The organism is Prosthecobacter sp. GW821-HT29F12 (genome assembly GCF_058803405.1).
In genome coordinates this window covers 5,407,301-5,420,732 of sequence record NZ_CM179517.1, presented here as the reverse complement: position 1 = coordinate 5,420,732, position 13,432 = coordinate 5,407,301, and the positions used below count along the sequence as shown (strand labels likewise).

Annotated in this window: 14 protein-coding genes; 4 read left to right on the top strand and 10 right to left on the bottom strand. The window is 59.5% G+C overall.

The features are described 5' to 3' along the window. Positions 1-10: 10 nt before the first annotated feature. Complete coding sequence (locus tag AC3RLQ_RS22395; protein WP_493030886.1) at positions 11-460, bottom strand: hypothetical protein; 450 nt, start codon at positions 458-460, stop codon at positions 11-13. A 59-nt stretch (positions 461-519) separates the two neighbouring features. After that, the gene (locus tag AC3RLQ_RS22390; protein ID WP_493030884.1) at positions 520-969 is read right to left on the bottom strand and encodes a hypothetical protein; all 450 of its coding nucleotides are present in this window, start codon (positions 967-969) and stop codon (positions 520-522) included. Positions 970-1,199: 230 nt separating this feature from the next. Between AC3RLQ_RS22390 and AC3RLQ_RS22385 the strand changes: the two genes are divergently transcribed. Then, complete coding sequence (locus AC3RLQ_RS22385; protein ID WP_487686075.1) at positions 1,200-2,264, top strand: zinc-binding dehydrogenase; 1,065 nt, start codon at positions 1,200-1,202, stop codon at positions 2,262-2,264. A 55-nt stretch (positions 2,265-2,319) separates the two neighbouring features. Here the strand turns inward: AC3RLQ_RS22385 and AC3RLQ_RS22380 are convergent, their stop codons facing one another. Continuing rightward, positions 2,320-4,260 carry a tRNA uridine-5-carboxymethylaminomethyl modification enzyme MnmG/GidA gene (locus tag AC3RLQ_RS22380; protein WP_493030882.1) on the bottom strand — a complete coding sequence of 647 codons (1,941 nt, stop codon included), beginning with the start codon at positions 4,258-4,260 and terminating at the stop codon, positions 2,320-2,322. A 1,059-nt stretch (positions 4,261-5,319) separates the two neighbouring features. Between AC3RLQ_RS22380 and pdhA the strand changes: the two genes are divergently transcribed. Continuing rightward, a complete protein-coding gene (pdhA, locus tag AC3RLQ_RS22375) occupies positions 5,320-6,393 on the top strand; it encodes a pyruvate dehydrogenase (acetyl-transferring) E1 component subunit alpha (RefSeq protein ID WP_493030880.1) in 1,074 nt (357 codons plus the stop codon). Between the two features lie 152 nt (positions 6,394-6,545). Here pdhA and AC3RLQ_RS22370 read toward each other — a convergent pair whose 3' ends face one another. Both AC3RLQ_RS22370 and AC3RLQ_RS22365 read right to left on the bottom strand, forming a co-directional pair. Then, positions 6,546-7,562: an IS630 family transposase gene (locus AC3RLQ_RS22370; protein WP_493030878.1), complete on the bottom strand. Its 1,017-nt coding sequence runs from the start codon at positions 7,560-7,562 to the stop codon at positions 6,546-6,548. 256 nt (positions 7,563-7,818) lie between these two features. Then, positions 7,819-8,325, bottom strand: a complete 507-nt coding sequence (locus AC3RLQ_RS22365) for a hypothetical protein (RefSeq protein WP_493030876.1) — start codon at positions 8,323-8,325, stop codon at positions 7,819-7,821. Positions 8,326-8,499: 174 nt separating this feature from the next. Here AC3RLQ_RS22365 and holA point away from each other — a divergent pair, with 174 nt between their 5' ends. Both holA and AC3RLQ_RS22355 read left to right on the top strand, forming a co-directional pair. Next, complete coding sequence (gene holA, locus AC3RLQ_RS22360; protein WP_493030875.1) at positions 8,500-9,624, top strand: DNA polymerase III subunit delta; 1,125 nt, start codon at positions 8,500-8,502, stop codon at positions 9,622-9,624. 6 nt (positions 9,625-9,630) lie between these two features. Further along, positions 9,631-10,002 carry a sulfite exporter TauE/SafE family protein gene (locus tag AC3RLQ_RS22355; protein WP_493030874.1) on the top strand — a complete coding sequence of 124 codons (372 nt, stop codon included), beginning with the start codon at positions 9,631-9,633 and terminating at the stop codon, positions 10,000-10,002. Between the two features lie 4 nt (positions 10,003-10,006). On the opposite strand, the gene AC3RLQ_RS22350 is transcribed toward AC3RLQ_RS22355, so the two are convergent. The 5 genes from AC3RLQ_RS22350 to AC3RLQ_RS22330 form a co-directional block, all read right to left on the bottom strand. Next, the gene (locus tag AC3RLQ_RS22350; protein ID WP_493030873.1) at positions 10,007-10,555 is read right to left on the bottom strand and encodes a DUF456 domain-containing protein; all 549 of its coding nucleotides are present in this window, start codon (positions 10,553-10,555) and stop codon (positions 10,007-10,009) included. Then, positions 10,548-11,150, bottom strand: coding sequence for a nitroreductase family protein (locus AC3RLQ_RS22345; RefSeq protein WP_493030872.1), 603 nt, complete (start codon positions 11,148-11,150; stop codon positions 10,548-10,550). Before AC3RLQ_RS22345 ends, AC3RLQ_RS22350 begins: the two co-directional genes overlap by 8 nt. A gap of 63 nt (positions 11,151-11,213) precedes the next feature. Then, complete coding sequence (locus AC3RLQ_RS22340) at positions 11,214-11,606, bottom strand: type II toxin-antitoxin system death-on-curing family toxin (RefSeq protein ID WP_493030871.1); 393 nt, start codon at positions 11,604-11,606, stop codon at positions 11,214-11,216. Further along, positions 11,606-11,794, bottom strand: a complete 189-nt coding sequence (locus tag AC3RLQ_RS22335) for a hypothetical protein (protein ID WP_493030870.1) — start codon at positions 11,792-11,794, stop codon at positions 11,606-11,608. The genes AC3RLQ_RS22340 and AC3RLQ_RS22335 overlap by 1 nt, the downstream gene beginning before the upstream one ends. 62 nt (positions 11,795-11,856) lie before the next feature. Then, on the bottom strand, positions 11,857-13,350 hold the full coding sequence (locus AC3RLQ_RS22330) for a GntP family permease (protein WP_493030867.1): 1,494 nt from the start codon (positions 13,348-13,350) through the stop codon (positions 11,857-11,859). Positions 13,351-13,432: the final 82 nt, after the last annotated feature.

Genomic DNA, 13,432 nt, shown 5'->3' with positions numbered 1-13,432 from the left:
TGGTGCCGGCCTATGGAAGGATCAACTGCCGCAAGGTCGCCATCATGGGATGTTCCTTGATGCTCGGAAATCGCGCGGGCGGAATGAAGGTCACGGAGGAGCCAATGGACGTCGGCTCGGAGAGGTCGAGGGTGATCGTCTCGGGGTTCAGGCCGAGCCTGCCCCGAATGCCGGCGATGGAGGCGACGGGGATGGAAACTTCCCGCCCGTGGCGCCGGACGCGCAGGACACCGTTTTCATAGACCACCGAGTCGGCAGCAGGAGATACCATCTTCTGGTAGACGAGGTAGTACACCAGACAGACAATCATCTGGATGAGGGCCGCGATGCAAATCACCTTGAGCGGTGCCACCCGTGGTATGAGCAGGCTGAGAAAGACGCCGGCATTCAGGGCGATCATGAACGCGGGGACGACCCGCCGCTGCATCACTGTCTGGAAGGAGGAGTGCAATTGAGTCATGGCAGGGAAGGGAATCTGTCTGGATTTGCTTTGGCCAAAAATTGCAGCGTGCGTCTTGCTCACTTCTTGAGATCCAAAAAGCGCAGGACGACCGTCACAGGCTGTGTCCGCCAGTTCTCGGTGACGAACTGCTTTCCCAGCTTGGTAGCGGAACCCTGCACGGACAGGAGGCTCCAAGTCTTTTGATTGTTGCTGGCGCAGATATTGTAGCCGATGGACGCCGGATCTCCCGTCGGAGTGTGAGCACTGTCACTGAAGCGGGCATCCATACGAAAAGTCGCCGTGTCGAACCTCATGGCTAGCCCGCCATTGTACCAGCCATGCGCCAGGCTGACTTCAGCAAGCTGATTGCGGGAGAGAGAGTCGAGGTCCGCATCAGTCGGAGCGAGCTTTGTGAGTTTGGAAGTTTCGATGGCGAAGAATTCCGTTGCTGGTGCGTCGGCGTGAGACAGGCCAGAAAAGCCAAGTACGATCCCAAAAATGAGGGCAAGCAATGGAGGCGGGTGCATGGCCTTTCATTAAATCCGAAATCCTCCACCGGTGCAATTTCTATGGGATTCCAAAGGAGGTGAAGATCACTTTCTGGAGCTGGGAAATCTTTGCCCCCTCCCTCACTGAGATAACCTTGCACGTCACGAAAGCTTGGCGCGACTAGCGACGGTCGCATAACCAATCCGGCACAGCATTGGCCAAAGGCCGCGGAGCAGGGAAGGGGTTTTACCGCGATGATGGCCCCATCATGAAAACCATGCTGGCCAATGTGTTTCACGGCATCAATGACATCCGTGTTGAGTCCGTGCCAAAGCCCACGGTAGGACCGGGCGAAGCGCTGCTGCGCATTACAGCGACAACCATCTGCGGTACCGACCTGCACATTGTGCGCGGCGAGTACCCTGTGAAGCCCGGGCTGATCATCGGCCATGAGCCGGTGGGGGTGATCGAGGAGCTCGGCGCGGGCGTCACGGGCTACAATATCGGCGACCGCGTGCTGGTGGGTGCCATCACACCCTGCGGGCAGTGCCGTGCGTGCCTTTCCGGCAAACCCTCGCAGTGCGGCCATGGTCACGGCTGCCAGGCAATGGGCGGCTGGCGTTTTGGTAACACCATCAACGGCGCGCAGGCGGAGTACCTGCTGGTGCCCTACGCACAGGCGAATCTGGCGAAAATTCCCGACGAGGTGACGGACGAGCAGGTGGTGCTGCTGGCGGACATCGCCTCAACCGGCTTTGGCGGGGCGGAAAGCGGCAACATCCAGATCGGTGATGCCGTGGTGGTGTTTGCGCAGGGGCCCATCGGTCTGTGCGCCACCGTGGGTGCCAAACTGATGGGAGCGACGATGATCATCGCTGTGGATGGCGACGAGAACCGTCTCAAAATGTCGCGCAAAATGGGAGCGGATGTGACTCTGAACTTTCGCGAATGCAATGTGGTGGAAGAGGTGCTGAAGCTAACCGGCGGTGGCGTGGACGTGGCCATTGAGGCGCTCGGTACACAGGAGACGTTTGAGGCCTGCCTGCGTTGTCTGCGACCCGGCGGTACGCTCTCCAGTCTTGGCGTGTATTCCGGCAAACTTCAGATACCCTACGAAGCCTATGCCGCCGGGCTGGGCGATCACCGCATCGTCACCACGCTCTGTCCGGGTGGGAAGGAGCGCATGCGCCGACTGATCAATGTGGTGCAGTCCGGTCGGTTTGACCCCACCATGCTCGTCACACACCGCTTCTCACTGGCCGATATCAAGCAGGGTTACGAAGTCTTTGGCAGTCGTGCGGAGGGTGTGCTGAAGGTTTTGATCACGCCGTGAAGAGGCGTGAAAACCCAAGATCTCCTGACCTCATTTCACGGTTGAAGAGCGAAGACTAGGCCCCCACATCGGTGCCTTCGAGTTCTTTGCTGCCGCGTTTCAGCATCACCGCCAGCAGGGCAATATCCGCCGGATTCACGCCCTGGGCTCTCGCGGCTTGGCCAAGGGTGGCGGGGCGGAGGGCGGTGAGGCGGTGTTTGGCTTCGGTTTTGAGGCCGGGGATGGCGTGGTAGTCGAAGTCGGCGGGGATCATCTTTTCCTCCATGCGGGAGGTTTTGGCGACCATGTCCTCCTGCCGGGTGATGTAGCCGGCGTATTTGACGTCGTTTTCGACGAGGCTCCAGACCTCAGGGGTAAACTGGGAGTAGATCTCAGCAGGGAGTTGGGAGGGGATGCTTTCGGGGCGGCGCAGCCATTTTTCGAGGGTCACACCGTCCAGGCGAACCTCCTGCAGCAGGGTGCGGGCGGTGGCGAGGGCGGTGGATTTGGCCTCGGTATGCCGGATGCGGAAGGGGGAGGCAAGACCGATGGCGGCAGCGAGAGGGGTGAGGCGGAGGTCGCAGTTGTCCTGTCGGAGGAGGAGGCGGTACTCGGCGCGGGAGGTGAAGAGGCGGTAGGGCTCGGTGGTGCCTTTGGTGACGAGGTCGTCGATCATTACGGCGAGGTAGGCTTGGCTGCGCTGGAGCAGGAAAGGGGGACGGCCTTGGGCCTTGAGCGCGGCATTGGCTCCGGCGATGAGGCCCTGTCCTGCGGCCTCTTCGTAGCCCGAGGTACCATTGATCTGCCCGGCGAAGTAGAGGCCGGAAACACGCTTGGTTTCCAGGGTGGGGTGGAGCTGGGTAGGGGGGCAGTAGTCATACTCCACGGCATAACCGGGGCGGACAATCTCGGCCTTTTCGAGGCCGGGGATGGACCGGATGAAGTCATACTGCACCTCGAAGGGCAGTGAAGTGGAGACGCCGTTGACGTAGAATTCGCGGGTGTGGCGACCCTCGGGTTCGAGGAAAATCTGGTGCCGTTCCTTCTCCGCAAAGCGCACCACCTTGTCCTCCACGGAGGGGCAGTAGCGCGGTCCGACCCCCTCGATCCGGCCAGAATACATGGCCGACTTGTGGATATTGGCCCGGATGATATCGTGCGTTTGGGGGGTCGTGTAGGTGATCCAGCAGGGAATTTGTTCCACGTGGAACTTTTCAGGGGCCCAAGAATTGAGGGTAAACTGGTTATTTCCAGTAGATGGGAGATCGGAGATGGAAGATGGGGACTCGGAATCGTCCTCTGGGAGGGTGCCGGAGAGGTAGCTGAAGCGGGGAGCAGGCTCATCTCCGGGCTGGAGTTCGCACTTGGAGAAGTCGATGCTGCGGCTGTTGAGACGGCAGGGGGTGCCGGTTTTGAAGCGCTGGACGTCGAAACCGAGCTCACGGAGGCTGTCCGAAAGGGTGGAAATGCTGTCGCCCATGCGGCCCCCAGCCTGGTTCTGCTGCCCCACATGGAGGAGTCCGCGCATAAAAGTGCCGGAGGAAATGACCACTGCCTTGGCCCGGTAAATCATCCCAAGGCTGGTGCGGATGCCGGTGATGGCGTCGTTTTCGACCAAGATCTCCGCGGCATTGCCCTGATGGAGGTCAAGGTTGGCCTGGTTTTCGATCAGCCATTTCATCCGAAACTGATAAGCCTTCTTGTCACACTGGGCCCGGGGAGCCTGCACACTGGGCCCCTTGCGGGCGTTTAACATGCGAAACTGGATGCCGGTGGCGTCCGTGTTCCGGCCCATGACCCCGCCGAGGGCGTCGATCTCGCGCACCACATGCCCCTTGGCCAAGCCCCCGATAGCGGGGTTGCAGGACATCTGGGAGATGGTGTCGAGGTTCTGCGTGAGGATGGCCGTCTGGCAACCGAGCCGTGCCGCCGCCATGGCGGCCTCCACCCCGGCATGGCCGGCTCCGCAGACAATGACGTCGTAGTGCTTGGGGAAGGTGTAGAGGCTGGTTGGCATGGGGGCAATGAGACTAACACAGGCCGGAAATTGTTCCATGTGGAACAAAAGGGAATCGCACACAGCGTTTCAGCGGGCGGGAAAGACGGCTAGGTGAAGGGTCGAAGATGCTGGTTGGGGAAGGGGATAGTGGACGGAAGGAAGTGGGCTTCGAGGGTGAAAAAGGGCTGCCCGTGGAGGTAGCGGATGGGGCTTGAGAGATATGAGAAGGCTACAAAAGGCGGTGGCTTGGGGGATGGAATCAGACAGCAGGCGAGTCAAAAGGAGGGAGAAAAAGCAGCAAGCAAGCGGAGGAGGGAAGGGGATGATCAGCGTGGATGGGGACGGAGCATGTTTGAAACCCCTCATGAAGGAGGAGGCGAGGCTCTGCGCGGCCTCGGAATTCCGGCCACATGCATGTGCGGCGAATGGAAAGACCTCCGCCGAAGTAGGCTGAGATAGCCCGGACTTGCAATACTGCCGACGAACTCGGAGACCATAGTCCCAGCGGCTCCATCTGCCGCATTGCAAGAACGGAAGGGAGAGCATCTTGAATCCCCTCTCTCACCGACCCAACCCTAGACGCTCGGATGTATCTTTGTTGGCTGGAAACCAAGCCCCCGAATTGGGTCAACAGACCAGCCTCCCGGTAGGCCGAATTCCATTCGTGCAGGCCCTCGTTCACCTCCTTTTGAGGTCAGCGACGAACATGAATGCCATCATCTTTCGGATCGCTCAGCACGGCTCTATAGAGGTCCGCAAAACTCATTTCCGTTATCAGGCTGTTTCGTGCTCGAAGACCTTGGGCTCCGACAGCGGCTGGTTGCGGACAACCAGCTCTACCCGCGTTGGGCAGGCGAACGCAGAGAGTGAGCCAGGGCGGCTTGTCCTCATGCCGCCGCCGAGTCTCTCCACGCTCACCTACCGGAAAATCTGTTTCGCAAAACGCATCAGAGAATGCCTTTTCAGCCACCGACTTTCACGTCTCCCATCCCACGCACAGGAGCCTGATTCTCCCCTGCCGCAGTTCAAACACGATGCTTGCTTCCGGCATGCTTCCCGCTAGTATCGCCCCCACCAATGGCCTCCGCAAACGCCCCCACAAAACACGCTGCCGACCCGATCAATCAGAAGCTCACCGCCGCCGACAAGGTGGAGCTTTACCGCAAGATGGTCCGCATCCGCCGCTTCGAGCAGGTGTCCCTGCAGCACTACCAAGCCGGTCGCATGGGCGGTTTCCTCCACCTCTACATCGGCCAGGAATCGGTGGCCGTCGGCACGGTTTCCGTGATGGGCGAAAACGATCACGTCATCACCGCTTATCGCGATCACGCTCACGCCTTGGCGGTGGGCATGACCATGAACGAGTGCATGGCCGAACTCTTCGGCAAAGCCACCGGCTGCTCCCGCGGCAAGGGAGGCTCCATGCATTACTTCGCGCCTGACAAAAACTACTGGGGCGGTCACGGCATCGTGGCCGGTCAGACCCCGCTGGGCCTCGGCCTCGCCTACGGTCTGAAATATCGTGGCCTCAAAGGTGCCGCACTCTGCTTCCTCGGCGACGGTGCCGTGAACCAAGGCGCCTTCCATGAATCTCTGAATCTCGCCGAGCTGTGGGATCTGCCCGTGATCTATGTGATCGAAAACAACGGCTACTCCATGGGCACCAGCCAGAAGCGCTCTTCCGCCTACACCGACTTCCTCGCCAAGCGCGCTGAAGGTTACGGCATGGCCTGGGAGCAGTTCAATGGTGCAGACATCTATGAAGTCCGCGCCGGAGTCAGCAAAGCCATTGAGCGGGCACATACCCAGTCCAAGCCGAGCATCATCGAAATTGCCACCTATCGCTGGGAAGGCCATTCCGTCGCTGACGCCAACAAGTTCAAGTACCGCACCAAGGAAGAAGTCGAGCAGTTCCAAAACGATCACGACCCGATTCAGGTGTGGAAGCGCAACCTTCTCTCTGAAGGTGTCGCCACCGAAGAAGAGCTGAAGAAGATCGACAAGGAAGCGCAGAAGGAAGCGGATGACTCCGCCGAGTTCGCCAAGGTCAGCCCTTATCCAGAACCCGAGTCCATCTTTGAAGATGTGTACTGGGAAGTGGACAACAAGACCGAAGCCGGCCAGACCGGACGTCACTTCTTCAACGACTGAGAAAGCCAGTCAGTCAATGTTTAAATGGGAGAGCTTTCGCTCTCCCATTTTTTTTGCCGCGATGATTTCACGGATGTTCCAAGTCACTGAGCAACTGCGACCCTAGCCGCGATCTTCATTCACCGTCCGGCAGATATAGCAAATCGCAAAACTCATTTCCGGATCGAGCAGATGGAGGCGGTCTGAGAGGCCGATGACATGAAGTGGTTGAGAGCGTGGCAGAGACGGTCTTCGAGCTCCGCGCCGCTGCGTGCGATCCAGTCGGCAAAGAAGTCGGCCTTCAGGCGCAGCCACAGCCGCTCAATAGGGTTGAAGTCCGGGCTGTAAGGCGGCAGGAACAGTGCTTCGAAGTGGTGCCAGTTGAGCGTTTTGACCTTGTGCCAGGAGGCGTTGTCGAGCACCAGCACCCGGCGCAGATCCGGTTTCGCTGGCACGCTGCGCGCCAGTTCGTCAAGCCAGCACTGGAAGACAGCGCCATCGACGCCATCAAACATGAGGCTGAAGAACTCGCCGCTCTGCGGACAGACTGCCCCTACGACGCTGCGGCGGATATGCTTGCCGAGATGCGGCACCTTGGGCTTGCTGCCCGGCTGCACCCACCGGCGTCTTGGCCGGGGATCGCCATCCACGCCGCACTCGTCACCGAACCAAAGCTCGACCTGTGGGTCTGCGGCCAGTGTGGCGATCTGCGTGCGGAAGCTCTGGCGCTGCGCCTCACGCTCGGGTTCATCCAGCAGGGGCAGCGGCCAGGGACGCGGCACGCGCAGGTGAAAGTCCAGGTCATGGAGATAGCGCACCACGGTGCTGTAGCTCAGCTCGGCCTGGAGCCGCCCGAGCAGCCAGCCGTGGACCTTCACGCCGGTCCAGTGCTCCATGGCCGCCTGGGCGGGGTCTTTGAGCACGGGCACCAGCACCTCTTCGAGCCGTTGCAGGGCGATCTTGCGTCTTCTGCCTCCCGTGGGTTTGCTGATGAGCGCGTCGATGCCTCCATGGTTGTATTTGATGATCCAGAGCCGAACCATGCGCTCGCTGCGGCAGAAGGTTTCGCAGACATCCACACGGTCCATGCCTCGCAGCAGGCAGCGCATGGCGGCCAGCCTGATATAGCTGCGCTTGTTGGGCGCGGCCTCCATCGCCGCCTGGAGTTGCTCCAGCGTGGCGTTGTCCACATCAGGTCTGAGTTCTTGCGCTCTCAACAACCATCCTCAAAGCACTGCCGCACGTTTTGTACAGCACTTTTTGCTCCGCTATCCGGAAATCAGTTTTGGAAATCGCTATACAATTCCGCGCAGATAGTCCTCAACCTTCCTGCCTGGAGGGGCGGGAAATCGGCAATCTGGCGCTGCTACCACCTGTCGTGATCTGTTTCGGTCATTCTCGGCGCACTTTTACGCCTAAATCATTCATTATCAGATTAGTAACAAATCATTTGGTCGCCGCCGTGGATGTAATCGTGTCGGCCTGACTGGTCAGGATGACGGCATGCTTGTCATAGGTCGCCTTGGCTTCCACGAGCTGCGTCACATAATTCAGCGCTTCGTCCAAGGGGACGTTGGCCAGTGAGAGACTGAGCTTTTTCTTCGTCAGTTCCTCGCCCTTCACGATCACGTTGGGCACCACTTTGCCGCCGCTCGCATTTTTGGACAGCGCACGCAGACCCTCGATGGCTTCGGTCAGTGTCACGTCATCCATGGACACCTTCGGCAGAATGACAGCAGCGTATTGGTTTTTGAGTGAGTTGTCCTTCGGCTGGTAGTTGGCGCGGATGTAAGCCAGCATGTTCGCCGTCTCGGCGTGCTTTGGGTTCGCCGCAGCCACGCGGGAGAGCAGCTTGTACGCCGTGTCCAAGTCACCCTTGTAGTAAGCGGCGCGCCCCTGCTGAAACACCGTGTTCAGATCTTCCGCCTGGGCAGAAAAGCCGGCGGCAGACATAAAAAAAGCAGTCGTCAAAAGCGCGACTGCCGTGGAAACCTTGGACCCAATCATTGATGTTTTCATGGTGGTAGATGGATTTGACCTAATTTCATCAAATCGCTGAAAGAATGTCAAGTTCGCAGACGCACCGCCAAGCTTGATGCCGTGCGCATCCTGCTCCATCGGTGAAGCATGCCCCCGCCGAAAAAAACCGCTGCCAGCCAGGTGAATGTCTTCATCGGCAGTGATGAAGCGCGCGTGAAGGAAGCTGCGCTCATGCTCGTGCGCAGCCTCACGCCACCGGACGCCGGAGACTTCAGCAACGACATCATCGACGGCACCGCCGACAACTCCGAACATGCCGGCAACATCTGCTCCAACGTGTGCATGGCATTGCAGACGCTGCCCTTCTTCGGCGGCAGCAAAGTGGTCTGGCTCAAGAACGCCAACTTCCTCGGAGACTCCGGCGCGGGTCGTGGCCAGGATGCGGTGAACGGATTCGAACGCATCCTTGATGTGATCGAACGCGGCCTCGGCAGTGACGTGAGTTTTGTCATCAGCGCGACGGGCATCGACAAGCGCCGCAACACTTACAAGCGCATCTCAAAGATCGCCGCCTTCGAAGTCTTCGACAAGCCCGACACCTCGCGCGCCGGGTGGGAAGGCCCGGTGCTCGCGATGGCTTCACGCAAAGCCAAGGAACTCGGCATCACCTTTGAAAGCGGTGCGCTGGAGCTGCTGGTGCAGATGGCCGGCGATGACACACGGCAGATGGAGAACGAACTCGAAAAGATCGATCTCTTCCTCGGCGAGCGCCGCCGCGCCGGACTGAAGACTGTGCAAAGCATGGTGTCCATGAGCCGCGCCGGTGTGCTGTGGGATCTCGGCAACGCCATCGGCAAACGCGATCTGCCACGTGCGCTCGAGCTGCTCAGCACGCTCATGTATCAGGGGCAGAACGCCATCGGCCTGCTGCTCGCCGCCATTGTGCCACGCGTACGGAGCCTGCTCCTCATCAAGGATCTCGGCTCACGTCACAAGCTCAACAAGATGAACTACGCTGGATTCTGTTCATCTCTCGAAGGCCTGCCCTCCACGGCCACCTCGCATCTGCCGCGCAAGAAAGATGGCACCGGCTTCAATGCCTATCCAATGTTTCTCGCCATCCCTGAGACCGGCAATTTCACGCTCGAAGAACTCCACGCCGGATTCAAAGCCTGCCTCGTCGCGAACTCGAAGCTCGTCACTTCATCGCTCGATCCCAAGCTTGTGCTTGAGCGCCTCCTCGTCGGCCTGCTCGCCAGACAATCCCGTTGATTCATCATGCCCACCTCCACGATTCTCGCCTGTCTTGCCATTGGTGTCGTTAGCGGCGCAGTCGCCGCCTTGTGTGGCGTTGGCGGTGGTGTCGTGATGGTTCCTGCGTTTGTGTTTTTCCTCAAGCTGCCGCATAAAACGGCCGTCGCGACTTCGCTCGCCATCATCATTCCCACCGCGCTGATGGCCACCACGCAGAATGCCAAACATGGCTACGTCGAATGGAAAGTGGCCGCCATCACCGCAGTCTCCGCGTCCATCTTCGCCTACTTTGGCGCAGGCTGGTTGAAGTCGATGAGCAACGAAACACTCACGCGCATCTTCGGCATCATCCTCGTCGTCTTTGGCGCGCGCATGCTCCTGCAAGGCAAGGCTTGATGCCTCACCACACCAGCGCGTCGAGGAAGAATGTGGCCACCATGGCCAGCGCAACAATCAAGCGCAGCACGAGGCCCACGCCGGTGCCCAGCAGCGATCCCCAGGCCGATTTCGCCGCAGGCTGCAGCCTCTTCTTGGCAAAGATCAGCTCAAAGGAAATGCCGCCGATCAGCGGACCCAGCACTAGGCCAAAGGGGATGAAGAACATGCCCACAATGCCGCCGATGAACACACCAGCGATGCCCCAGCGGCTCGCGCCAAACCAGCGTGCGCCCATCGCACCACTGACGAAATCAACGACATAAGACAGCACCAGTCCGAGTGATAAAATCACAAATCCCCAGGTGCTCATGCCGGATTCAGGACGCAGCACGGTGTGCAAAATACCTGCCGCAAAAATCAACAACGGCCCCGGCAGAAACGGAACCACGGAACCAATGATGCCCACGAGAAGCAGGCAGATCGTCAGTGACCACACACCCCACATCTGCCACGGCATGGTGGTAAAAAAGTGCGCCGTGTTATGCCAGGCGTTGGTGAACCACTCAGTCATCGCGCCATTGGGTTTTGGATTCGACGGGCTGCCGCACGCTCTTCGGCCAGTTCAGTCCGGCACGTGGCCAGCCTAGATAAATGAGACCCACGCAGCGATCTTCCACGCCGATCTGCAAATACTCTGAAAACTCACGCGTGCCCAGCAGGGGAGGGGATGACCAGTAGCATCCCAGGCCAGCCGCCGTGGCAGAGAGCTGCAGATTTTGCAGCGCACAGGCCACTGCCTCGATCTCTTCCACTTCCGGAATCTTGGCGCCACCGCGCCGCTCCATGACACAGGCGATCACCACCGGTGAGAGCAACGGGTTCTCGCTCATCTTCTTCATCTTGTCTTCGCGGAACTCGTTCGCCGGCGTCGTCTCGCGATAAACCCGCTGCATCGTCTCCGCCAGTCGCGCACGGCCCGCGCCTTGATGCACGATGAATTTCCACGGCTCCGTCAATCCATGCGTCGGCGCCCACGTCGCATCTTCGAGCACCTGCGTGAGCAACGCACGCTCCACACTCCGTGTCGCATCCATGTCCACCGGCTTGATGGAACGACGGTGGCGGATCAGTGCGCTGAGCTGGGAATGCGTGGCGATGTCAGACATGAGCACACGACCCTTACACCATCGGCAGCAGTTTGCTCAACCTTTGAAGCGGCAGGTTTGTTGCTATGAATTGGAAGCCATGAGCGAGCGGATCAGATCTGCCAAACTCGATTTGTCCATTCTCTTTTCTGCCACAGCATGTAGTGCATTATAGAGTGCTTCACCCCATTCAGTCCGGGTCTCCACACCACTTCGCTCCAGGAAAACCAAAGCCGCGCCAATCGCAGTACGCTTGTTGCCGTCCAGAAAAGCTTGCGCCTGTGCGATATGAAAAACATATGCCGCCGCGATGCCTGCGAGATCAGCGGCGGCATAGTAAAAGTCATTCATGGCCGCGCCCAGTGCTGAATGAATGAGGTGTTCGTCACGCATCCCATGTGAGCCGCCGAAACGTTCAATGGAGATTTCGTGAATGACTGCGATCTCCTGCCAGGCAATGAACTGCGGCTCGTTCATCACTTCGCGAGACGTTCCATGAGCTGGCTATGCTTGTCGAAAACTCGATTCACCAACTCCTTGAAATCCGCCTGCGGCTTTGGCTCCGAGACTGGGACGCTGACATCCTTGTTGATGTGCTCAGCCACGATTCTCTGCTCCTGCACCGGCAGGGCATCGTAAAGCTGAATCACTTCGGTCGCACTCATGACAGTGCATCATACCCGCACGCAACCGCATTTGCATTATCAATTTCGAGGCTGGGCGGGGGCTACACCAGTGGCAGCACTTTGCTCAAAACCAGCGTCACCAGCAGTCCGATCACCGAATCCGCCGTGAGCTGCACAGACCAGGTGCGCAGGGTTTCTTTCTCGGTCATGCCGCTTAGGCGGTTCACCACCCAGAAGCCGCTGTCATTCATCCAGGAGCCGCACATCGCGCCAAAGCCGATGGCCGAGAAAAGGTAGATCGGATGACAGCCGAGAGCCCCGCCTGTCACCATCGGCGCCATGATCGAAGCACCGGTAAGCATGGCCACCGTGGCGGATCCCTGCGCCACACGAACCACGGCACAGACCAGCCAGCCAAGCAACACCAGGTTGAGGCTGTAGTCCTTCGCCAGGCTCTCCACCGCACCACCCACGCCTGCCTGACGCAGTGCGTAGCCAAAGGCTCCACCCGCACTGGTGATCAAGATGATCATGCACGCTGTCTCCAGCGGCGGCCCCATCAGTTCTTCGATCTTCTTCAAGCCAAAGCCGCGCTGCTTGGCCAGTACCATGATGGAAATGAACGCGCCGATGATCAGCGCGATGTTTTTGTGCCCGATGAAATCCACCCAGGCCCGCACCGCAGCAAATCCATGCTCACCGCCGAAAGCGTTCACCATCGACAGCCCCCAGCCGGCGCCTTTGGCCGCGCCTTCATGCGCGAGTTCAAAAACCGTCGTCAGACTGATCAAAAGAATCGGCAGCACCACCGGCATGATGCTCCAGAAGAACGAGGGCAGTTCACTCTCCGGCTTGCCGCTGATGCCCTGCAGGTCGGACAATGAGACACCGCCCTTTTCACGCAGCGGCACGTCCGTGCGCGCATTGAGCCACTTGCTCACCAGAAAACCAAAGAAGCAGGTGATGGCGCCGATGACCAGCCCGCCCACAAGAGATTCACCCACATTCAGCTTCAGGCTTTCCACCACCGCCACGGGGCCGGGATGCGGCACGAGCATCGAATGCGTCACCGTTCCGCCGCAGCAGATCGCCATGAGATACAGCGTGTAGTCCTTGCCCGTGCGCATGCGCAGCGCCATCGCCAGCGGCACCATGAGCATGAACATCGTGTCAAAGAAGATCGGTGCGCTCAGGATGAAGGTGCTCCATAGCAGCGCCCAGCCCGCATGCTTTTCGCCAAAGAACGCCAGGAAGCGCCGCACCACCTTGTCCGCACCACCGCTTTCCATCAGGCACATGCCAATGATGGCAGCCAGCGCGATCGAGATCGCAATGTCGCGCGCCGAATCACCCAGTCCCTTGGACACCATCTCCACCGCACCCACCATCGAAGACATCACCTTCACCTGCCCTTCTTTCTGCACCACATTCCAGGAATCCTTCCCTGCCAGCAGACAGGCCAGCAGCGCAGCCAGCACCAGCGCGAGAAACGGATGCATGCGCAGCTTGCTGATCGCAATGATGATGAAAGTCACGCTGACAGCGAGAACGACGAAGGGCCAGTAGCTGGCCGAAGTTGCGGCAAGGAGAAACATGGCCGCGATGCTGGCCGGAGGCGGCGGACACGTCAAGACATTCGACAGTGGACTTCCCGCCTGACTCCGCTTCTTTCATCCG